Source organism: Actinomadura rugatobispora (assembly GCF_055379765.1).
The window spans coordinates 11,277,856-11,298,679 of sequence record NZ_AP029191.1 but is presented as its reverse complement, the minus strand read 5'-3'; the positions used below and the strand labels follow the sequence as shown (position 1 = coordinate 11,298,679).

General features: G+C 74.0%; 16 protein-coding genes and 1 riboswitch. Of the genes, 7 read left to right on the top strand and 9 right to left on the bottom strand.

Annotated features, from left to right (window positions below; all coding sequences use genetic code 11):
- Positions 1 to 19: 19 nt before the first annotated feature.
- A complete protein-coding gene (locus tag ACZ466_RS50630; protein ID WP_378281142.1) occupies positions 20 to 1,396 on the bottom strand; it encodes an NADP-dependent succinic semialdehyde dehydrogenase in 1,377 nt (458 codons plus the stop codon).
- Positions 1,397 to 1,656: 260 nt separating this feature from the next.
- Here ACZ466_RS50630 and pgi point away from each other — a divergent pair, with 260 nt between their 5' ends.
- Positions 1,657 to 3,300, top strand: coding sequence for a glucose-6-phosphate isomerase (gene pgi / locus ACZ466_RS50625; RefSeq protein WP_378281141.1), 1,644 nt, complete (start codon positions 1,657 to 1,659; stop codon positions 3,298 to 3,300).
- A gap of 178 nt (positions 3,301 to 3,478) precedes the next feature.
- On the opposite strand, the gene ACZ466_RS50620 is transcribed toward pgi, so the two are convergent.
- Positions 3,479 to 3,736, bottom strand: a complete 258-nt coding sequence (locus tag ACZ466_RS50620) for an EF-hand domain-containing protein (protein WP_378281140.1) — start codon at positions 3,734 to 3,736, stop codon at positions 3,479 to 3,481.
- 414 nt (positions 3,737 to 4,150) lie between these two features.
- Here ACZ466_RS50620 and ACZ466_RS50615 point away from each other — a divergent pair, with 414 nt between their 5' ends.
- A complete protein-coding gene (locus ACZ466_RS50615) occupies positions 4,151 to 5,545 on the top strand; it encodes a hypothetical protein (protein ID WP_378281139.1) in 1,395 nt (464 codons plus the stop codon).
- 16 nt (positions 5,546 to 5,561) lie between these two features.
- Here the strand turns inward: ACZ466_RS50615 and ACZ466_RS50610 are convergent, their stop codons facing one another.
- Positions 5,562 to 6,497 carry an AraC family transcriptional regulator gene (locus tag ACZ466_RS50610; RefSeq protein WP_378281138.1) on the bottom strand — a complete coding sequence of 312 codons (936 nt, stop codon included), beginning with the start codon at positions 6,495 to 6,497 and terminating at the stop codon, positions 5,562 to 5,564.
- A 103-nt stretch (positions 6,498 to 6,600) separates the two neighbouring features.
- Here ACZ466_RS50610 and ACZ466_RS50605 point away from each other — a divergent pair, with 103 nt between their 5' ends.
- A complete protein-coding gene (locus ACZ466_RS50605) occupies positions 6,601 to 7,443 on the top strand; it encodes a Rossmann-fold NAD(P)-binding domain-containing protein (RefSeq protein ID WP_378281137.1) in 843 nt (280 codons plus the stop codon).
- A gap of 48 nt (positions 7,444 to 7,491) precedes the next feature.
- Positions 7,492 to 7,995 carry an anthrone oxygenase family protein gene (locus ACZ466_RS50600; RefSeq protein ID WP_378281136.1) on the top strand — a complete coding sequence of 168 codons (504 nt, stop codon included), beginning with the start codon at positions 7,492 to 7,494 and terminating at the stop codon, positions 7,993 to 7,995.
- 17 nt (positions 7,996 to 8,012) lie between these two features.
- Here the strand turns inward: ACZ466_RS50600 and ACZ466_RS50595 are convergent, their stop codons facing one another.
- The 6 genes from ACZ466_RS50595 to thiC all read right to left on the bottom strand — a co-directional run bounded on the left by ACZ466_RS50595 (position 8,013) and on the right by thiC (position 16,029).
- Complete coding sequence (locus ACZ466_RS50595) at positions 8,013 to 9,407, bottom strand: urease accessory protein UreH domain-containing protein (RefSeq protein ID WP_378281135.1); 1,395 nt, start codon at positions 9,405 to 9,407, stop codon at positions 8,013 to 8,015.
- Entirely contained in the window at positions 9,404 to 10,753 is a 1,350-nt protein-coding gene (locus tag ACZ466_RS50590; RefSeq protein ID WP_378281134.1) for a tetratricopeptide repeat protein, read from the bottom strand. The genes ACZ466_RS50595 and ACZ466_RS50590 overlap by 4 nt, the downstream gene beginning before the upstream one ends.
- 85 nt (positions 10,754 to 10,838) lie before the next feature.
- On the bottom strand, positions 10,839 to 12,350 hold the full coding sequence (locus tag ACZ466_RS50585; protein WP_378281133.1) for a DUF4331 family protein: 1,512 nt from the start codon (positions 12,348 to 12,350) through the stop codon (positions 10,839 to 10,841).
- 137 nt (positions 12,351 to 12,487) lie between these two features.
- Positions 12,488 to 13,492, bottom strand: coding sequence for a maleylpyruvate isomerase family mycothiol-dependent enzyme (locus ACZ466_RS50580; RefSeq protein WP_378281132.1), 1,005 nt, complete (start codon positions 13,490 to 13,492; stop codon positions 12,488 to 12,490).
- A 91-nt stretch (positions 13,493 to 13,583) separates the two neighbouring features.
- A complete protein-coding gene (locus tag ACZ466_RS50575) occupies positions 13,584 to 14,153 on the bottom strand; it encodes an RNA polymerase sigma factor (protein ID WP_378281131.1) in 570 nt (189 codons plus the stop codon).
- A 148-nt stretch (positions 14,154 to 14,301) separates the two neighbouring features.
- Complete coding sequence (thiC, locus tag ACZ466_RS50570; RefSeq protein ID WP_378281130.1) at positions 14,302 to 16,029, bottom strand: phosphomethylpyrimidine synthase ThiC; 1,728 nt, start codon at positions 16,027 to 16,029, stop codon at positions 14,302 to 14,304.
- A riboswitch (TPP riboswitch) is annotated at positions 16,024 to 16,135 on the bottom strand. It overlaps the preceding gene by 6 nt.
- A gap of 82 nt (positions 16,136 to 16,217) precedes the next feature.
- On the opposite strand from thiC, the gene ACZ466_RS50565 reads away from it, so the two are divergent.
- The 3 genes from ACZ466_RS50565 to ACZ466_RS50555 all read left to right on the top strand — a co-directional run bounded on the left by ACZ466_RS50565 (position 16,218) and on the right by ACZ466_RS50555 (position 20,822).
- On the top strand, positions 16,218 to 17,468 hold the full coding sequence (locus ACZ466_RS50565; protein ID WP_378281129.1) for a sensor histidine kinase: 1,251 nt from the start codon (positions 16,218 to 16,220) through the stop codon (positions 17,466 to 17,468).
- A gap of 181 nt (positions 17,469 to 17,649) precedes the next feature.
- Positions 17,650 to 18,327, top strand: coding sequence for a CDP-alcohol phosphatidyltransferase family protein (locus tag ACZ466_RS50560; RefSeq protein WP_378281199.1), 678 nt, complete (start codon positions 17,650 to 17,652; stop codon positions 18,325 to 18,327).
- Entirely contained in the window at positions 18,324 to 20,822 is a 2,499-nt protein-coding gene (locus tag ACZ466_RS50555) for a sugar phosphate nucleotidyltransferase (protein ID WP_378281128.1), read from the top strand. The genes ACZ466_RS50560 and ACZ466_RS50555 overlap by 4 nt, the downstream gene beginning before the upstream one ends.
- Positions 20,823 to 20,824 lie beyond the last annotated feature (2 nt).

Below are 20,824 nucleotides of genomic sequence, written 5' to 3'. Positions count from 1 at the left end.
GCCCGCCGCGGGCCGTCCGCTAGGCGCCCGCCCAGATGGTCTTGACGTTGCAGAACGCGTGCATGCCGTGCGCGGACAGCTCGCGGCCGTAGCCGGAGTGCTTCACGCCGCCGAACGGCAGTTCGGGATAGGACGTCACCATGCCGTTGATGAACACCTGGCCGGCGTCCAGTTCGTTCGCGAAGCGCTCGCGCTCGGCGGGGTCGCGCGTCCAGGCGTTGGAGCCGAGGCCGTAGTCGGTGGCGTTGGCCAGCTCGATCGCCTCGTCGATGCCGGAGACCCGGAAGAGGGAGGCGACAGGCCCGAAGACCTCCTCGTCGAACATCCGCATCCCGCGGGTCACGCCGGTGATCACCGTCGGCGGGTAGTACCAGCCGGGGCCGCCGGGGCGCTCCCCGCCGCACAGGGCGGTGGCGCCCGCGCCGAGCGCGTCGGCGACCTGCGACTCGACGTCGGCGCGGCCCCGCTCGGTGGCCAGCGGGCCGATGTCGGTGGACTCGTCCATCGGGTCGCCGACCCGCTGCGCCCGCATCCGCTCCACGAACCGGCGCTCGAAGTCGTCGTGGACGTCGGCGTGCACGATGAACCGCTTGGCGGAGATGCAGCTCTGCCCGTTGTTGAGGCACCGGGAGGTGGCGGCGACCTCGGCGGCCTGGGCGATGTCGGCCGACGGCATGACCACGAACGGGTCGCTGCCGCCCAGCTCCAGCACGCTCGGCTTGATCTCGGCGCCGGCCGCCGCGCCCACCGCGCGCCCGGCCGGTTCGCTGCCGGTGAGGGTGGCGCCCTTCACCCGCGGGTCCCGGATCACCCGTTCGACCTGGTCCGAGCCGATGAGCAGGGCCTGGAACGCGTCGTCGGCGAACCCGGCGCGGTGGAAGAGTTCCTCCAGGAACAGCGCGGTCTGTGGCACGTTCGAGGCGTGCTTGAGCAGCCCGACGTTGCCCGCCATCAGCGCCGGTGCGGCGAACCTGATCACCTGCCAGAGCGGGAAGTTCCACGGCATCACCGCCAGCACCGGGCCGAGCGGCAGGTAGCGGGTCCAGGCGCGCTGGGCGTCCACGGCCGCGGCGTCGGCGGGCCGGTCGGCCAGGAAGTCCTCGGCGTGCCGGGCGTAGAAGCGGCACGCCTTGGCGCACTTGCGCGCCTCCGCCCGGGCCGCCGTGATCGTCTTGCCCATCTCGGTGGTCATCAGGGCCGCGATCCGGTCGGTCTCCGCCTCCAGGATGCCGGCGGCGGCCTCCATCCGGGTCGCGCGCTCGGCGACCGGGAGGGCCCGGTGCCGGTCGAAGGCCTCCAGCGCCCGCTCCAGGCGCTCCTCGATCTCCTTCTCGGCCAGCGCGTCGAAGGTCCGCTCCACCTCGCCGGTCGCCGGATTGGTCGTGGCGATGCTCATTGCCCGATGTCCCCCCGTGCCGGACGGCCGTCCGCGGGCCGCCCGCCGATCCGTATCGGCTCATCTCGCCGGGGTGGTGCCCGGTGCGACCGGAGGGAAACCCGTGCCCCGCCAGCGGCGCGACGCGGCCCGACCCTCTGTTCCGCGGGTACCTGCCGCGGTGCCGCGGGCGCCGCACCTATGATCGCCTCTGGTGCGGGACCGGCGGCGCCGGCAAGGAACAGGGGAGCCGCGCCGGGGCGGCGAAGAGATGAGGGGCGATGGCCGACATAACCGAGACCTCAGAGTGGACGGCGCTGGCCGATCACCACGCGGCCCTGGCCGGGCGGCACCTGCGCGAGCTGTTCGCCGAGGACCCGGGACGGGCCGAGCGGATGACCGCGACCGCCGGCGACCTCCTCCTGGACTACTCCAAGCACCGGGCGACCGGTGACACGCTGCGGCTGCTGGTCGCGCTGGCCGAGCGGGCCGGGCTGCGCGAGCGGATCGACGCGATGTTCTCCGGCGAGCGCATCAACGTCAGCGAGGACCGCGCCGTCCTGCACACGGCGCTGCGCCTGCCGCGCGACGCGGAACTGCGCGTCGGCGGCCGGGACGCGGTCGCCGACGTGCACGCCGTCCTGGACAGGATGGCCGGTTTCAGCGACCGGGTCCGGTCGGGGGAGTGGACCGGCTTCACGGGCAAGCCCATCCGCACGGTGGTCAACATCGGGATCGGCGGCTCCGACCTCGGCCCCGCCATGGCCTACGAGGCGCTGCGCGACCACGCCCGCGCCGGCATCACCTGCCGGTTCGTCTCCAACATCGACCCGGCCGACATCACCGGCACCCTGGCCGACCTCGACCCCGAGCAGACGCTGTTCATCGTCGCCTCCAAGACGTTCGGCACGCTGGAGACGCTGACCAACGCCCGCGCCGCCCGCGCCTGGCTGGTCGGCCGCCTGGGCGACGAGAAGGCGGTGGCCCGCCACTTCGTCGCGGTCTCCACCAACGCCGAGCGGGTCGCCGCGTTCGGCATCGACACCGACAACATGTTCGGGTTCTGGGACTGGGTCGGCGGCCGCTACTCCATGGACAGCGCCATCGGGCTGTCCCTGATGATCGCGATCGGGGATGGGGCGTTCCGGGAGATGCTCGCCGGGTTCCACACCGTCGACGAGCACTTCCGCACCGCCCCGTTCGAGGCCAACCTGCCCGTGCTGATGGCGCTGCTGGGCGTCTGGTACACTGACTTCTTCGGCGCCCAGACCCGCGCCGTGCTGCCCTACAGCCAGCGGCTCTCCCGCTTCCCCGCCTACCTGCAGCAGCTCACCATGGAGTCCAACGGCAAGTCGGTGCGGGCCGACGGCGCGCCCGTCGTCGCCCAGACCGGCGAGATCTTCTGGGGCGAGCCCGGCACCAACGGCCAGCACGCCTTCTACCAGCTGCTGCACCAGGGCACCCGGCTGGTCCCGGCCGACTTCATCGGGTTCGCCGAGCCGTTCGAGGACGTCCAGGCCGACGGCGGCGGCATGCACGACCTGCTGGTCGCCAACCTGCTCGCCCAGACCTCGGCGCTCGCGTTCGGCAAGACCGCGGAGGAGATCGCCGCCGAGGGCACGCCCGCCGAGCTCGTCCCGCACAAGGTGATGCCGGGCAACCGGCCCACCAGCACGATCCTGGTCCCCAAGCTGACCCCCTCCACCCTCGGCCAGCTCGTCGCGCTGTACGAGCACGTCGTGTTCGTCGAGGGCACGATCTGGGGGATCGACTCCTTCGACCAGTGGGGCGTCGAGCTCGGCAAGGTCATGGCGCAGGACCTCGCGCCCGCGCTGACGTCCGCGGAGCCGCCCACCGGGCTGCCGGACCCGTCCACGGCCGCGCTCGTCCGCACGTACCGGCGGCTGCGCGGCCGCGCGGTCTGACCGCACCGTCTGTCTGACCGCACCGTCCGACCGCGGGAACGGACGGACCCCGGACGGAACGGGCCCCGCCCGAGATGCGCGCCTTGCGCGGATCGGGCGGGGCCCTCTTCGTCGTGCTTCGTCGTGCCGTTACCGTCGGCCGCTCGCTGTGTCGGAGAACGCGGTCCCGGCCGCGCGGTCAGCCGCGGGCGGAGCGGACGCCGCCCTCCGACCAGCCCTGCGCCTCGAGCAGGATCCGGAGCTCGGGGAGGGAGATGAAACCGTCGCGGTTGGTGTCGGCGCGCTCGAACCGGTCCTGGACCTCGGCGCGGGTCCACGACAGCCCGATGCTGTCGAGCACCATGCCGAACTCCATCAGATCGAGCCGGTCATCACCGCCGAGGTCCGACCGCGCGAACACGGCAAGGAGATCGTCCCCGGTCGGTTTGGTGGTCATATCACTCCTCGTATCGGTCCGATGTGCCCCGCATCATGTCATATCGATGGGGTCCGTCTAGCTGAGAAACGCCGCCGTGCGGGCGCCGGTTCCCGGCCTTCCCGAACGTGCGCCTCACCGGTCCCGCGGCGCGCCCTCCTCGTGCCGCCGCTCCCCGTCCCGCTCGTTCTCGGTCATGCGGGACGGCGGCCCGCGCGCTCGTCGTGCGATCAACTGGTAAATACCTATCTGAGGGGACCAGTGCTCGTCAGGGCGCATTGACCAGGATTCCGGGCCTGAATTGGGCGCTCGGTCAAAGTGGTCAATACCAGTCTTGTTGAGGTTTGCCGTGGCGTACCGAGGTGGATCGGTCTAATCTCTCGCTGCTATCGACAGCGGCGCGCGCGGCGAGGCGCGCGGGACGGAGACGGCGACATGAGCAGATGGTCGAGGGGAACGCGATGGGCCAGGGGAGCGGCGGCGCTGGCCGTACCGGTGACACTGGCCCTTCCGGCGGCCCTCGTGGTGGCACCGGCCCTCCCGGCCACGGCACGGGCGGACGCCCCGTCCGGCCCCGCCGACCAGGCGCAGGGCCGCGCGGGTGACTGGCGGCTGATCGGCGCGGAGACCTTCAACCGCTCCCTGGACGACGCCAGGGCGCCGTGGGTCCGTGACGACGACGGCCCTGGCAGCCCCTACAACGTGGACGTGTACGACAACGACGGGGCCTTCTTCGAGACCGTGGGCGGCCCCGCGTTCCGGCAGCAGCTCTCGACCTTCGACACCTACCGCAAGTCGTTCCGCTTCGGCGCCAGGGGCTGGCTGACCGCCGAGCTCGCCGCCCGCGACACCGACAAGGACGGCACCCCCGACGCGCCGCCGACCCTGACCACGCGCAAGGGCGTCGCGCACCTGGACGAGCCGAGCCACCACGGCGGGGTGGTCATCCGCTCCACCAACGCGCTGCCCGCCGAGTACCGGGTGGAGATGACGCTGCGCGGCCTGGACTTCGGCGGCCAGCGCGACGGGTCGTGGGACTATCCGGACGGGCGGATCAACGGCTACTCGCCGGAGGGCTGCAAGACGAACTTCCCCTGGGCCGCCGGCGGCGACTTCTCCCGTCCCGAGTGCTCGTGGGCGGACGTCCGCACCGACTCCAACGGGTTCTACTACCTGGGCATCATGGACTACGGCCGGGTCGCCCCGCACAACAACGTCTTCATCCACACCCACCGCAAGGTGGCGATGGACTCCTACAACCGCTACAAGTACACCAGCGCGGGCCTGCGCTACTGCAACCCCGCCACCAAGCAGTACGAGCCCTACCCCTCGGGCACGGGCAACGGCGTCAACGCCATCTTCATGACCGACGACCGGCGGTACGCGAACCAGCCGGGCACCGAGTACCTGATGCACAGCGAGTGCGGCCTCGCCAAGGGCGGCGCCATCGTCTCCCAGGTCGACCTGCGGCCCGAGCTGCTGCCCGAGAAGAGCTACCGGTTCGCCATCGAACGCCGCGGCGGCGCGTACACGATGGAGATGTCGGGGGTGTTCGCGCACGTCGGGCAGGCGACCTACCGCTACACGCGCGCGTTCGTCCAGGACGGCGAGCCGATCTGGCACTACAACCAGAAGCCCGAGGAGTACGACGGGCGCTTCAACGCCGACTGGACCTGGAACGGCCCCGGCGGGACCCTCGTCGACCGCGACACCTGGCCGGCCGGGTCCGCCTACCCCGACCACTTCATGATCGGTGACCCGCACATGAACTTCTACGAGGGCGGCGCCCGGGTGGACGACGTGCGGCTCTACGTTCCGGAGTCCCGCTAGAACCCGGACGGGAGGGTCAGCCGGAGCGGGCCCGGTAGTCCTGCGGGCTGACGCCGCGTTCGCGCTTGAACGCCGTGCTGAGCGCGAACGCGGTGCCGTAGCCGACCTGCCGGGCCACCGCCTCCAGCGTCGCGTCGGTCTCCCGGAGCAGGTCGGCCGCCTGCGCCAGCCGGAGCCCGGTCAGGTAGGCCATCGGGGTCTCGCCGACCAGCCGGCCGAACCGCTGCGCCAGCGCCGCGCGCGAGGCGCCGACCTTGGCGGCCAGCTCGGCGACCGTCCACGGGTGGGCGAGGTTCTCGTGAAGCAGCCGCAGCGCCGGGCCGACGACCGGATCGCCGTGCGCCCGGTACCAGCCGGGCGCCTCCGCCTCCGGGCGGGAGAACCAGGTGCGCAGCGCGGCGATCAGCAGCAGGTCCAGCAGCCGGTCAAGGACGATCTCCTGCCCCGGCTCGTCCTTGACGATCTCCTGGCGGAGCAGCCCGACCAGCGGCGAGTCCCAGGAGCCGGCGGTGAGCACCAGCAGCCCCGGCAGCGCCGCCAGCAGCCGCCGCGTGACCGCGCCGCGCATCTGGTACGTGCCGATCAGCATCTCCATGGGGCCGTCGGGGTCGTTGCCCCAGCTCCGCATGCCGAGGTCCATCTCCTCGCTCAGGCTGCGCCCGTCCGGGGCGGTGCACAGCTGACCGGGCTTGATGATCACCTGGACGGGGGTGTCCGGGGCGCCGGCGACGGTGTAGACGTCGGGGCCGAGGGCGATCGCGATGTCGCCCGGTTCGATCCGCACCGGGTCGCCGCCCTCGGCCCATACGTAGGCGTGGTCGCGCACCATGGCCACCAGGCTGAGCGGCGCGCGGTCCTCGCACCGGATCGACCACGGGGGGCTCATCGTCGCGCGCAGCATGAACGCTCCGCGGGCGCGCGGCCCGTCGAGGAGGTCGGTCAGCGCGTCCATGCGACCAGGGTAGACCGCGCGCCCGCCGGCGGTGGACGCTCGCGTATGCGACCCGGCCTCTCAACGATGGGCGCCCGGGGCTTCCACCGGTTGACTTGGGGACATGGCAGAGAACACGCGGAACGCGAACGGGACGACGCTGGTGCTGGGCGGCCGGGGCAAGACGGGCCGCCGGGTGGTGGAGAGGCTGGAGGCGCTCGGGCTGCCGGTCCGGGTGGGGTCCCGCGCGGGCACCCCGCCCTTCGAGTGGAAGGACCGTTCGACGTGGGGGCCGGTGCTGGAGGGCGTCGGCGCGGTGTACCTGGCGTACTACCCCGACCTGACCGTCCCCGGTGCCGTCGAGGACGTCGGGGCGCTCTCCGCGGCCGCCCTCGAGGCGGGGGCTGGACGGATCGTGCTGTTGTCCGGGCGGGGCGAGGAGGAGGCCGCCGTCGCCGAGCGGGCGCTGATCGAGTCGGGCGCCGAGTGGACGGTGCTGCGGGCCAGCTGGTTCGCGCAGAACTTCAGCGAGGACTACCTCCTGGACGCGGTCCGGGAGGGCGTGATCGCGGTCCCGGCGGGGGACGTGCCCGAGCCGTTCGCCGACGCCGACGACATCGCCGACGTCGCGGTCGCCGCCCTGACCGGGGACGGGCACGCCGGCCGGATCTACGAGATCACCGGGCGGCGGGCGCTGACCTTCGCCGAGGCCGCCGCGGAGATCGGCACGGCGGCCGGGCGCGAGGTGGCGTTCGTGCCGGTGCCCGTGGACCGGTACGCCGCCGAGCTCAAGGAGCACGGCGTGCCGGACGAGGTCGCGGACCTGCTGACCTACCTGTTCGGCACCGTGCTGGACGGCCGGAACTCCCTCCCGGCCGACGGGGTGCGGCAGGCCCTGGGGCGCGAGCCCCGCGACTTCGCCGACTTCGCCCGCGACACCGCCGCCACCGGCGTGTGGGACGCCTGAGCCGGCCGGCGGCCGGCACCACCGGGACGACCGAGAGGAACGACGACAGTGAAGACCACCCTCGCCGCCGCGGCGGCGACGATCGCGGTACTGCTGACCGGCGGGATGGCGGGGCTCTTCTTCGCCTTCTCGGTCTCGGTGATGCCGGGCCTGAACGCGGCCAGGGCGTCCTCGGCGATCGCGGTGATGCAGCAGATCAACCAGAAGATCATCAATCCCGTCTTCCTCGTCCACTTCATGGGCGCCCCGGTGGCCGGGGCGGCCGCGGGCGTCCTGCTGCTGGTGGCCGGGCAGCGCCAGGCGGCGCTGCTGTTCCTGGCGGCGGCGGCCCTCTACCTGCTCGGCTCGATCCTGCCGACCGCGGTGGTCAACGTGCCGATGAACAACGCGCTGGACGCCGTGGAGATCCCGGCCGACACCGCGGAGGCGGCGCGGATCTGGAACGACCACTCCTCCCGCTGGACCGCCTGGAACACGCTGCGCGCGGTGGCCTGCACGGTCAGCCTCCTGGTGATGGCGCTCGGGCTGTACGTGTGGGGAAAGAACGCGTGACCGGCGCGGGCGGGCCGTCACGCGGTGAGGGAGGCCAGGCTGCGGGCGGTCAGGCCGACCCCGAGCAGGATGACCATCGCGGCCGTGCCGGTGGGCAGGAGGGCGGGCGCGGCGCGGATCCGGTCCCCGAGCGCGGGCAGGCGGCGGGCCAGCAGGCGGCCGGTGCCGGTGACGAGCATGCCGATCGTCACCAGGGTGAGCGCCAGGCCCGCCCCGTACGCCAGGACCAGCAGGACACCGAACCAGGCGTGCCCAAGGGCGCTCGCCCCCAGCAGCACGACGACGGCCGACGGGCTCGGCATCAGGCCGCCCGCGAAGCCCATCAGGAGCACGTTCCGCCGCCGCCGCTCCTTCGAGGCGTGGTGATGGTGATGCCCGTGCCCGTGCCCGTGGTGGTGATGGGGAGGGTGGTCGCGGCGGTTGCGGAGGGCGCGGCGGAGCAGGGTGAGACCGGCCACGGCGACGATCGCCCCGCAGGCCGCGCCCAGCCAGGGGAACAGCGCGGGGGAGGCCACCGCGGAACCGCTCGCGACCAGCAGCCCGAGCGCCAGCACCCCGGCGGTGTGCGTCGCGGTGACCGTCACGCCGAGCGCGAGGGCCTCCCGCCTGGACCGGCGGGCCTGCCCGGCCGCCTGGGCGGCCATGATCGTCTTTCCGTGGCCGGGAGCGAGGGCGTGCAGGGCGCCCAGCCCCAGCGCCACGAGCAGGGCCAGGACGGCGAATCCGGGCGTGAGCGCGTGCCGGCTGACCAGGTCCGTGAAGTACGCGTCGCGCGGGAGGATCCGGTCCTCGCGCCCGCCGCCGGACGCGGCCAGGGGAGGCCCGCCCTCCCGTACCGCCAGGACGGCGCCGCGCTGGTCGGGCGGCGAGTCGAGCAGGTCCTCGGGGTAGGTGGTGAGACGGGCGCTGCGCGAGGCGCGGGGGACGTCGGAGGAGACGAGCGTCATCCGGTCGCCCGCCGCCGTGACCTCGTGCCAGCCGATCCTGCCCGCGGCCCCCGTGTCCTGGAAGGTGAGGCGGTGCGAGCCGTCCCCGTACGGGACGGCCATCCCGCATTCCAGCCGGAGCGTCGGCAGGCCCGCCTGCCCCGCCTGCCGGCGTGCCGACGCGGTCCGGACGGTCGCGGCGACCGGCCGGCCGTCCACCGTCACCCGGAACGACGCGACCGCCCCGGCGCACTCGCGCGCTGCCCAGCGCGGCAGGTCGGAGGTGCTCCGCAGCACCTGCGCCGCCGGGATCTCGGCGTGGTCCTGGACGTGGTCGATCCGCAGCTCGTGCGGCGCGGCCACCAGGCCGTCGTACCGGCTGACGGTGAAGGTGCCGAGCGGGTGCGCGACCGGCTGCCCCAGGGGCGGGCCGAGCGCGAGCGCGCCCGCCGCCCCGGCCGCCGCCATTGCCGTCGCGCCGATCACCGGCCGCCCCCGTTCCCGCGTCCGAGCTCGTCGAGCGCCCTGCGTGCCGCCGGGGCGTGGTGCACGGAGAAGCGCGGGTTGAGGCGGAGCGCCGCCGCCAGGTCCCGGCGGGCCTCCGCGCGCATCCCCAGCGACTTCTCGATCATGCCGAGGTGGTAGCGGAAGGCGGCGTCGCGGTAGCCGTGCCGGAGCGCCTGCCGGGCGTGGGGGAGGGCCTCCTCGTCCCTGCCGTTGACGTGCAGCGCCCAGGCGAGGGCGTCGGCGACGTGCACGCTGCGGCGCCGCGCCCACTCGGCCCGCGCCGCGCGCAGCGCGACCGCCTTGTCCCCGTGGTCGGCCGCGTACAGCGCCGTCTCCAGATCGGCCGCCACCCCGTTGGCCTGGGCGAGGGTCGCCCATGTCCCCGCCACTGCGTACTGCTGCCGGGCCTTGTTCTCTTGGCCCTGCGCCTCGTACAGCTCTCCGAGCGCGGTCACGTACCCGGGCAGCGGGGCTCGGGACACGACGGTCTCCTGATCGCGCACCCCGCCCGGCAGGTCCCCGGACGCGGCCCGCACGCGGGCGCGCCCGGCCAGCGCGGCCAGGTCGGCGGGGTCGGCCTTCAACGCCGCCGCGAACTCCCGGCCCGCCGTCCGGAGATCGCCCTCCGCCCAGGCCAGCTCGCCCAGCCGGGTCCGCGCGTAGGCGATGTCGCCGCGGTCGGTCGCGGACGCGGCGGCCAGCGTCAGGATCCGCCTGGCCTCCCCGTTACGGCCGTGCAGTTCATGCACGTACGCCAGCCGCGTGAAGACCGGGATGCCGGGCGCGACGGAGTCGGCCTTGCGCGCCGCCGCCATCGCCTCCTCGTAACGGCCCAGCTCGACCAGCGCGTCGATCCGCGACGCGTGGGCGCGCGCGCCGTAGGCGTTGATGCGCAGCGCCGTGTCGGCATGCCCCAGAGCCTTGGTGAAGTCGTGCCGTGCCGCGGCGAGCGCGGCCAGGCCCGCGTGGGCGGCGTCATTGCCGTCCGGGGTCGTCCGCAGCGACCGCTGGAGGGCGCCCTCGGCCTTGGGGTAGTACGAGGAGTCGCCCGTGAGCCGGGCCCGCTCCACGTAGGCGAGCCCCAGCGCCGCCCAGCCGCGCCCGTCACGGGGCTGGGCGCGCAGGTGCCGTTGCAGCCGGTCGATGCCCGCGCTCAGCGTCGAAGCCGAGACCTGCTCGACGGCCACCGCGGTCGCGGGCGGTGCCGGTGCGGCGCCGTCGCCGCCCGGCTTGATGGCGGCCGCCAGCGTCAGGCCGACCACCATCGCCAGGATGAAGCCGCCCGCCAGCACACGCGCCAGGACGACCAGGACAGGACGAATCATGAGGAGTCCCTCCGTGCGGACCGGGCCGGGCCGCGCCGTACGGCCCGGCCGGCCCGCGTCCACGGGTTCGGTCGTGGGGGTGGCCTCAGCCGACGGCCCCGCGGCGGCGCAGCCACAGCAGACCGCCCCCGGTGAGGAAGGCCGCGCCCGCGCCGATCGCCAGCAGCGGGATCGCCGGTGAGCCGCCGGTGGACTCGTTGCTGGAGACCGGGCCGCCGTTGATCCGGCCGGACCCGTCGCCGCCGCGCGGCGCGCCCGCGCCCGTGACCCGCCCCTTCACGGTGGAGCCGGACGCCGGCAGCGCGACGTAGGGGAAGCTCTTCTCCAGCGGCACGTCGTTGCCGTCGACCGCGTCGCCCAGGTCGTTCTTCTTGCCGAGCAGCTCGCCCTCGACGACCTGCAGCGAGATGTCCACGGTGTCGTCGGTCAGCCGCCGCCCGTTGGGGTAGCCGGCGTTGTCCCCGTCCAGCACGCCCAGCCGCTTGGGCGCGCGGGACGGCGGGATCGAGGTGTTGAGCCGCATCAGCTCCGCCGGGCGCACCCCGGGCGGCTGGTTGAGGTTCGGCACGCCGGTCAGGAAGACCTGCACCAGGTCGTTCCGCGGCGCCGCCGGCGCGGGGATCTTGTAGATCTGCTGGATCAGCCGCGGCAGCTCCGGGTCGGTGACATACCGGGCGAACTGGCCGTCGTTCCACGGCACCGAGGCGTTGAACCTGTCCTTGTCCTTGACCGGGACGACCACCTCGTTCACCAGCGGCATGCCGAGCCGCGAGACCTGCGCGTACTCACCGGAGGCGGTGCGGCGCTGCACCGCCGAGTACACGCCGATCGTCGGCTGCCCCTGCTTGACCAGCCCCTGCGTGGGGACCTGCACGGCGATGGTCTGCACGTTGTAGCCGCGCAGCGTGTCGTTGCCGACCTCCTTGAGGTTCCCGCCGTACAGCAGGTCGAAGACCCGCAGGTCCAGGAAGAACGGGTCGTCGGCCTGCCCGGCGAACACCTTCGCCCCGCTGGGCAGCGTCCTGATCGCCTGCTGCCGCAGCGTCCGGTAGTCGGGCATCGAGGCGCGGCCCACGTTGGACGGCGCCACCGGCACGCCGGACGCCAGCGTCCGCGTGCTGTGCACCGCGCCGCCCTGCCGCTGGATCAGCGTCAGGTCGTAGGTCTGGCGGAAATTGAGGTTGGGGTCGTCCAGGCTCCGCACCGGCCCGGTGTTGTACAGGAAGGTGTCACCGTTGCGGAAGGCGTCCTTGAAGGTGAACCGGTAGGTCCACTCCGGCAGGGAGTCGCCGTCGTTGTCGACGTTGATCTCGTACCGCGCGTCGTGGGCGAACTTATTGAAGTTCGGCCCGCCCGCGGGCTCCTGGAACGGGAGGAAGTTGGCGACCAGCGTGGTGGTGTCGGGCCGGTCCGGGCTGACGAAGGCGTACACGTCGGTGTTGTCGTACTGCGGCTGCCCGGAGATCAGCGGCGCCTCGCGGTGGCTGGAGGCGGTGGCCGCGCCGGGCTGCAGGCCCGCGAGTCCGCTCGCCGCGAGGGCCGCGCCCGCGGCCAGCAGGGCGGCGGTCCGGAACCGGGCCGTGTGGGGTCGTGACATCGCTGCGTCCTTTGCGCGTGTCCGGCGGCGCCCTGCGCGGCACCGCATCCGACCCGCCTTTCGGAACGCGGGGCCGTCCCGGATGGCCCGATGGCCGCATGGGGCCAGATCCCAACCCGGCCCGCCGGACGGGCGTCTCAGTCGCAGCCGAGCGTGGCGGCGGCGTGCAGCAGGTCGGCCGCCAGCGCGGTGTCACCGTCCGCGACGTGCGGGAACGTCTCCGGTCGGCGGCGGTTGGCCACCAGCCGGCAGAAATCCTCCGCGCCGGCCGTGACGGTCACGTCCACGGCGGCCGCCGTGCCGGGCCCGCCCGGCGGGGGAAGGGCCCCGGGGGCCAGCGGGGCGACCCATGCGCCGCCGCCCGGCCCGGTCAGCCTCAGCCGCGCCGTACGGCCCGGACGCGCCCGCCCCGACGCGCGCATCGCCTGCGGCAGCATCGGCACCGCCATCTCGACGATGAGCCGCAGATGCCCGCCCGGCGGCGGCTCGGCGGGGCGGCCCACGACGGCGCGGATGTCGTCGGCGTGCGTCCAGGTCTCGAACGTCCGCTGCACCAGCCCGGTGCGCGCCGGAGCGCGGACCGGCCGGGCCCCGGCCAGCGACGCCTCGCGCTCCAGTAGGCGCACGTCGGCGCCGAAGCCCCGCACGACGGCGTCGGCCTGCGCCCGCCACACCCCGCGCGGGCCGGGGGCCGCGCGCGCCGGGACGAGCCCGAGATCGCCCGCGAACGCCGCGTCGTTCCCGATCAGATGGTCGACCAGGCGCCGGACTGAGCCGTACCCGGGCAACTCGGGCAGCGGCGCCCGCCAGTCGGCGGCCGTCAGCGAGGCCAGCAGCGCGTCCATGCGCGCCACCTGCCGCGCGTACGCGCCCGCCAGTTCCTCGGACACGCCTACCGCGACGCCCGCGCGGCGTCTGCTCAGCGCGGCCGACAGCACCGTCGCGCGCAGTTCCGCCGGCGGCGCGGCCGATGTGACCGCCGCCAGCAGCCCAGCGGTGTCGCGGAGCCGGACGGCCTCCTCGGAGCAGCCCGCGCAGGAGGCGACGTGCTCGGCGATCCGGGCGGCCTCTTCGGGCGGGCAGGAGTCCAGTGCCCAGGCGGCGAGAGCCCCGTCCACGTCAGGATGTCCTTCCTCGCTCAAGCCCGGCCTCCTTCCGAAAGTACGCCGCCCCCGCCCGTTCCACCAGTCGCCGGTACGTGCGCGGGCACCGCGCCCGCGGCCGCGCGGGCGCTCACGAGGTGAGCCCTTCGCTTTCCAGTTCGCGCGCCAGCCGCGCGAGCGCGCTGCGGATCCGCGACTTGGCCGTCCCCTCCGGGATCCCCAGCCGTGCCGCAACCTCGCGGTAGGTCAGGCCGTGGTAGTAGGCCAGTTCCAGGACCTCGCGCAGATTCGGCGGAAGGCCCTGTAACCCGCGCCGCACCCCGGCCGCCAGCTCCCCTTCGAGGACTTCCTCCTCCACGCCGGGCCGCCCGTTGCCGTCCGGGGCCGTGACCGGAGGCGGCCGCCGGTGGCGGCTCTCACGGCGCACCCAGTCGACCGCGCGGCGGTGCGCCAGCGTCGCCAGCCACGTGCGCAGCGACCCCTTGGCCGGGTCGAACGCCAGCGGACGCTCCCACAGCCCGACGAACACCTCCTGGGTCACGTCCCCGGCCGCGTCCGCGTCCGCCGTCACCCGCCGGGCCAGCCCGAACACCAGCGGAGAGAACAGGTCGTACACCTCGGCCAGCGCCGTCTCGTCCCCGGCGGCGAGGCGCGCGCGCAGTTCCTCGTCGCGGGCCACCGCGGGTCCAGGCGCGTCCACCGGCTCCACCACCCGTCCTGACCGACCACAGGTCCGCGCACGCCGCGGCGGGCGGCGCCGCCCCATCCTCTCCCGATCCCGCCCGTTCGCGCAGCGGTGATCCGCCGGACGCGCGCGGACCCGCGCGGACCCGTGGCCGTCCGGCCGCTCAGTCGGCGATCGGGAGATAGATCCGGTTGCCGGCGGAGGTGAACTCCGCCGCCTTGTCGCGCAGCCCGGCCTCCAGCGCCTCGTCCTCCGGCAGCCCGTGCTCCCCGGCGTACCGGCGCACATCCTGAGTGATCTTCATCGCGCAGAAGTGCGGGCCGCACATCGAGCAGAAGTGCGCCGTCTTGGCCGGGGCCGCCGGCAGCGTCTCGTCATGGAACGCGCGCGCCGTGTCCGGGTCGAGGGCCAGGTTGAACTGGTCCTCCCAGCGGAACTCGAACCGGGCGTCCGACAGCGCGTCGTCCCAGGCCTGCGCGCCCGGATGGCCCTTGGCCAGGTCGGCGGCGTGCGCGGCGATCTTGTAGGCGATCATGCCCGCCTTCACGTCGTCGCGGTCGGGCAGCCCCAGATGCTCCTTGGGCGTCACGTAGCACAGCATCGCGGTGCCGTGCCAGCCGATCATCGCGGCGCCGATCGCCGAGGTGATGTGGTCGTACCCGGGCGCGATGTCGGTCGTCAGCGGGCCCAGCGTGTAGAACGGCGCGTCGTCGCACCACTCCCGCTGCCGGTCCACGTTCTCCTTGATCTTGTGCATCGGGACGTGGCCGGGGCCCTCGTTCATCACCTGGTTGCCGAACTCCGCCGCGATCCGGGTGAGCTCGCCCTGCGTGCGCAGCTCGGCGAACTGCGCCTCGTCGTTGGCGTCGGCGACGCAGCCCGGCCGCAGCCCGTCGCCCAGCGACCAGGTGATGTCGTAGGCCGCGAAGATCTCGCACAGCTCCCGGAAGCGGGTGTAGAGGAAGTTCTCCTCGTGGTGCGCCAGGCACCAGGCCGCCATGATCGACCCGCCCCGGGACACGATGCCCGTCCTGCGCCGCGCGGTCAGCGGCACGTACCGCAGCAGCACGCCCGCGTGCACGGTCATGTAGTCCACGCCCTGCTCGGCCTGCTCGATCACGGTGTCGCGGAAGACCTCGTAGGTGAGCGCGGCCGGATCGCCGCCGACCTTCTCCAGCGCCTGGTACAGCGGCACCGTGCCGACCGGCACCGGCGAGTTGCGCAGGATCCACTCCCGGGTGGTGTGGATGTCCCGGCCGGTCGACAGGTCCATGATCGTGTCGGCGCCCCAGCGGGTCGCCCAGGTCATCTTCTCGACCTCCTCCTCGACGGAGGACGCCACCGCGCTGTTGCCGATGTTGGCGTTGACCTTCACCAGGAAGTTCCGCCCGATGATCATCGGTTCGATCTCGGGGTGGTTGACGTTGGCGGGCAGCACGGCCCGTCCCGCCGCCAGCTCCGCCCGCACGAACTCCGGCTCGACGCCCTCGCGCAGCGCGACGAACTCCATCTCCGGGGTGATCTCGCCGCGCCGCGCGTAGGCCCGCTGCGTCACCGCCTCCCCGGTCGCCCGCCGCGGCCGTCGCGGCGGGAAGGCCGCGGCGTCGCGCAGCGGATCGCCGGAGCGCCGCCCGTCGTCCTCCGGGCGGGCCGCCCGCCCCTCGTAGGCGGCGGTGTCGCCGCGTCCGGCGATCCACGCCTCGCGCAGCGGCGGGAGCCCGCGCCGCACGTCGGCCTCGTAGGCGGGATCGGTGTACGGGCCGGAGGTGTCGTACAGCACCACCGAGGCCCCGTTGGTCAGCGGCACCTCCCGCATCGGCACGCGCAGACCCTCGCGCGAGCCGGTCAGGTACGTCTTGCGGGCAGGCCGAACCGAGCCGTCCTTGGTCATGACTGGATCTCTCCCTACGCCGGCATTACCCGGTCAGGTTCCAGCGGTCAGCGGCCGTGCCAGCCGCAATCTCAGCCCGGTTCGCCGGGCCCCCGCGATCTGTCGGGCACGACGTTAACCTTTCGCCCGCGCCGGCGTCCACCGGGGGCGGTTTGGGGGAGCGGGCCGGGTCGGGCAGGATTGCTGGTGTGTTGATCAAAGCCCGGGTGCGGGATGTGACGCTGGACACCCTGCTCGCCGGGGTCCTGGCGGCGGGGGCGCTGGCCGCCGCGGTGGCCTGGCCGGGCGTGCGGTCCCTGGACCCGCTCGGCGCGCTGCTGCTGGCCGGGGCGCACGTGCCGCTGGCCTGGCGGCGCCGCCGGCCCGGGCTCGCGCTGGCCCTGGTCGTCGCGGTGGCGCTGCCGTACCACCTGCTGCAGTACCAGCACCACGCCGCCGCCCCCGCCGAGGTGTTCGCGCTGTTCACCTTCGCGGTGATGGGACGCCGCGTGCGCACGGTGCTGTTCGGCACGGCCGCGCTGCTGCTGGTCTGCGCGGTGCTGTTCTCCATGGGCGCCAGCGGGCGCAGCGGGCTCGAGCAGATCGGCGTGATCGAGGCCATCGTCGGAGTGGTCGTCGGCGTGCAGACCTGGCGGGTTCACCGGGCCCGGCTGGCCGCGGCCACCGAGCGGGCCGAGCGCGCCGAGCGGACCCGCGAGGAGGAGGCCCGGCGGCGGGTCGCCGAGGAGCGCCTGCGCATCGCCCGGGACCTGCACGACCTGCTCGCCCACAGCATCACCGTGATCGGCGTCCGGGCCGGGGCCGCGGCGCACCTGGTGGCCTCCGGCCGTCCCCTGGACCGCGCCGAGATCGCCGGATGCCTCAACGAGATCGCCGCGACCTGCCGCGACACCCGCACCGAGCTGAGGGCCACCCTCCAGGTGCTGCGCGAGGCCGGGGACGGCGCGCCGGGGGCGGTGCCGCCCGGCGCGGCCGGCATCGCCGAACTGGTGGACGCCGCGCGGGAATCCGGGCTCGCCGCCGTCCTGGAGGAGCGCGGCGCCGAACGGGAGGCGCCCGAGGTCGGGATCGTGGCCTACCGGATCGTCCAGGAGGCGCTGACCAACGTGGTCAAGCACGCCCGGGCCGGCTCGGTCGAGGTCCTGCTGGAACGCGCCGCCGGGAACCTGCGGATCACCGTCGCCGACGACGGCCGCGGACCCGCCGCGCCGGGCGGTGCAGGTGCCGGGGCCGACGCGGGCGCCGGGACGGGCGCGGGCTTCGGGATCGTCGGGATGACCGAGCGCGCCCGCAGCGTCGGCGGAACGGTCGAGGCCGGACCCGGCCCCGCGGGCGGGTTCGTCGTGGCGGCCGTGCTCCCGCTCGGCGCCGGCGACGGCACGGGCGGTGACCGGCACGCCCGTGACCAGGGCGCCGGCCGCCCCGCCGACGCCCGGTAGGCCGGGGCCGCCGGCCCCGGAGGGGGGCCGGGGCGCCGAGGGCCTCGCCCACCCTGACGATAAGGTCGGGGCATTGGGGGATAGGGGAGGCGACGCGTCAGTGAGCCCTGATGTCGACAGGCCACCGGAGCCGGGCGGGGGCCCGGTCCCCGAGACCGGGTCGGCCGCTGCGGCGGAGGCGGTGTCGGGACGGATCTGGACGGTGCCGAACGCGCTGAGTTTCGCCCGGCTGCTGGGCGTGCCGCTGTTCCTGTGGCTGGTCCTGATCGAGGCCGACTGGTGGGCCCTGGGCGTGCTGGTGTTCGCCGGCCTGTCGGACTGGCTGGACGGCAAGCTGGCCCGCGCGCTGGAGCAGACCAGCAAGCTGGGCACCGTGCTCGACCCGGCCGCCGACCGGCTCTACATCCTGGCGACCCTGGCCGGGCTGACGGTCCGCGACATCATCCCGCTGTGGCTGGTGGCCGTGCTGGTCGCCCGGGAGGCGGCGATCGTCCCGATCGCGCCGATCACCCGCAGACTGGGGTACTCGGGCACGCTGCCGGTGCACTTCGCGGGCAAGGCCGCGACGCTGTGCCTGCTGTACGCCTTCCCGCTGCTGCTGCTCGGCGACCACGAGGGCTGGGCGGCCACCGCCGCGAAGGTCATCGGCTGGTCGTTCGCGATCTGGGGGACGTTCCTGTACTGGTGGGCGGCCCTTCTCTACTGGGAGCAGACGCGGCGACTGGTGCTGGCCGGCCGCGCCGGCCCCCCGGGGCCCCCGCCGCGCCCGCCCGGAGAGAGCGACCCGGGCCGCCCGCCCGGCGAGACCGATCCGGGACCTCCGGCCGGCGACCCGAAGGGAGCGCGGACACCGCGATGAAGGCCGTTGTGATGGCGGGCGGCGAGGGGACCCGGCTGCGCCCGATGACCGCCAACCAGCCCAAGCCCCTGCTCCCTCTCGTCAACCGGCCGATCATGGAACATGTGCTGCGCCTGCTCAGGCGGCACGGGTTCGGCGAGACCGTGGTGACCGTCCAGTTCCTGGCCGCGCTGATCCGCAACTACTTCGGCGACGGCGAGGAGCTCGGCATGGCGCTGAGCTACGCCACCGAGGAGATCCCGCTCGGCACCGCCGGCAGCGTCCGGAACGCCGCCGAGGCGCTGCGCGACGACCGCTTCCTGGTCATCTCCGGGGACGCCCTGACCGACATCGACCTGACCGACATGATGCGCTTCCACCGCGACAACGGCGCGCTGGTCACCATCGGGCTCAAGCGCGTCCCCGACCCGCTGGAGTTCGGCATCATCATCGTCGACGACGCGGGCCGCGTCCAGCGCTTCCTGGAGAAGCCGACCTGGGGCCAGGTGTTCTCCGACACCGTCAACACCGGCATCTACGTCATGGAACCCGAGGTGCTCGACCACGTCGCCGACGGCACGGCCGTCGACTGGTCCGGCGACGTGTTCCCCGCGCTGCTGGCCGCGGGCGCCCCGCTCTACGGCTACGTCGCCGACGGCTACTGGGAGGACGTCGGCACCCACGCCAGCTACATGAAGGCCCAGGCCGACATGCTCTCCGGCCTGGTCGACGTCGACATCGACGGCTTCGAGCTGTCCCCCGGCGTGTGGGTCGGCGAGGGCGCCGAGGTCGACGCCGAGGCCGTGCTCAAGGGCCCGCTGTACATCGGCGACTACGCCAAGGTCGAGGCGGGCGTGGAACTGCGCGAGTTCACCGTCCTCGGCAGCAACGTCGTCGTCAAGGAGGGCGCCTTCCTGCACCGCGCCGTCGTCCACGACAACGTCTTCATCGCCCCCTCCACCAACCTGCGCGGCTGCGTGATCGGCAAGAACACCGACATCATGTCCGGCGCCCGCGTGGAGGAGGGCGCGATCGTCGGCGACGAGTGCGTCATCGAGGCCGAGGCCTACGTCTCCAGCCAGGTCAAGGTGTACCCGTTCAAGACGATCGAGGCCGGCGCGGTCGTCAACACCAGCGTCATCTGGGAGTCCCGGGGGCAGCGCAGCCTGTTCGGCCCGCGCGGGGTGTCCGGCCTGATCAACGTGGAGATCACCCCGGAGCTGGCGGTCCGGCTGGCCGGCGCGTACGCCACCACCCTGAGGAAGGGCACCGCGGTCATCACCGGCCGGGACGCCTCGCGCGCCGCCCGCACCCTCAAGCGCGCGATGATCAGCGCGCTGACCTCCACCGCGATCGACGTCCAGGACCTGGAGGCGTGCGCGCTGCCGGTGGCGCGGTTCGCGACCGCCCGGGAGGACTGCGCCGGCGGCCTCTACATCCGCACCACGCCCGGCGACCCCCAGGGCGTCGACATCATGTTCCTGGACCCCGACGGAGCCGACCTGTCCCAGGCCGCGCAGCGCAAGCTGGAGCGGGTCTTCGGGCGGCAGGAGTACCGCCGGGCGTTCCCCGGCGAGATCGCCGAGCTCACCTACCCGGCGCGCACCATCGAGACCTACACCCGCGACCTGCTGCGCCGCGTCGACATGACCGGCGTCCGCGAGGCCGGGCTGAAGATCGTCCTGGACTGCGCGGGCGGCACCGCGTCCCTCGTGCTGCCCACCCTGCTCGGCCGCGTCGGCGTGGAGGTGCTCACCCGCAACAACCGGCTGGACGAGGCGAACCCCACCGAGACCCTCGCCGAGCGGATGCGCGACCTGCAGCGCCTGGGCGAACTGGTGTCGTCCTCGCGGGCCGCGTTCGGCGTGCGGTTCGACCCGGTGGGGGAGCGGATCTCCCTGGTCGACGAGAGCGGCGAACTGATCGGCGACGACCGCGCCCTGCTCGTCATGCTGGACCTGGTCGCCGCCGAACGCCGCGGCGGCCGCGTCGCCCTCCCGGTGACCACGACCCGCGTCGCCGAACAGGTCTGCCGCTTCCACGGCGTCCAGGTGGAATGGACCTCCACCTCCCAGGACGTGCTCACCAAGGCCGCCACCCGCCCCGACGTCGTGTTCGCCGGCGACGGCCGGGGCGGGTTCCTGATGCCGGAGTTCTCCACGACCGTGGACGGCATCGCCGCGTTCGTCCGGCTCGTCGGTCTCGTCGCCCGCACCCGGCTGACCCTGTCGCAGATCGACCGGCGCATCCCCGAGGCCCACCTGCTGCGCCGCTCCATCCCCACCCCGTGGGCGGCCAAGGGCGGCGTGATGCGGCACGTCGTCGAGGCCGCCGGCGACCGCGGCATCGACACCACCGACGGCGTCCGCGTCGTGGAGGAGGACGGCCGGTGGGCCCTGGTCCTCCCCGACCCCTCCGAGGCCGTCACCCACCTCTGGGCCGAGGGCCCCGACGCCGACGCCGCCCAGGAGACCCTGGAGGAATGGGCGGCGGTGGTGGAGGAGGCGGGGGCTTGAGA

Excerpts from the sequence above, each read along its gene's own strand:
- ACZ466_RS50630 (WP_378281142.1), bottom strand. The coding sequence starts at position 1,396 with ATGAGCATCGCCACGACCAATCCGGCGACCGGCGAGGTGGAGCGGACC.
- pgi (WP_378281141.1), top strand. The coding sequence starts at position 1,657 with ATGGCCGACATAACCGAGACCTCAGAGTGGACGGCGCTGGCCGATCAC.
- ACZ466_RS50620 (WP_378281140.1), bottom strand. The coding sequence starts at position 3,736 with ATGACCACCAAACCGACCGGGGACGATCTCCTTGCCGTGTTCGCGCGG.
- ACZ466_RS50615 (WP_378281139.1), top strand. The coding sequence starts at position 4,151 with ATGAGCAGATGGTCGAGGGGAACGCGATGGGCCAGGGGAGCGGCGGCG.
- ACZ466_RS50610 (WP_378281138.1), bottom strand. The coding sequence starts at position 6,497 with ATGGACGCGCTGACCGACCTCCTCGACGGGCCGCGCGCCCGCGGAGCG.
- ACZ466_RS50605 (WP_378281137.1), top strand. The coding sequence starts at position 6,601 with ATGGCAGAGAACACGCGGAACGCGAACGGGACGACGCTGGTGCTGGGC.
- ACZ466_RS50590 (WP_378281134.1), bottom strand. The coding sequence starts at position 10,753 with ATGATTCGTCCTGTCCTGGTCGTCCTGGCGCGTGTGCTGGCGGGCGGC.
- ACZ466_RS50585 (WP_378281133.1), bottom strand. The coding sequence starts at position 12,350 with ATGTCACGACCCCACACGGCCCGGTTCCGGACCGCCGCCCTGCTGGCC.
- thiC (WP_378281130.1), bottom strand. The coding sequence starts at position 16,029 with ATGACCAAGGACGGCTCGGTTCGGCCTGCCCGCAAGACGTACCTGACC.
- ACZ466_RS50555 (WP_378281128.1), top strand. The coding sequence starts at position 18,324 with ATGAAGGCCGTTGTGATGGCGGGCGGCGAGGGGACCCGGCTGCGCCCG.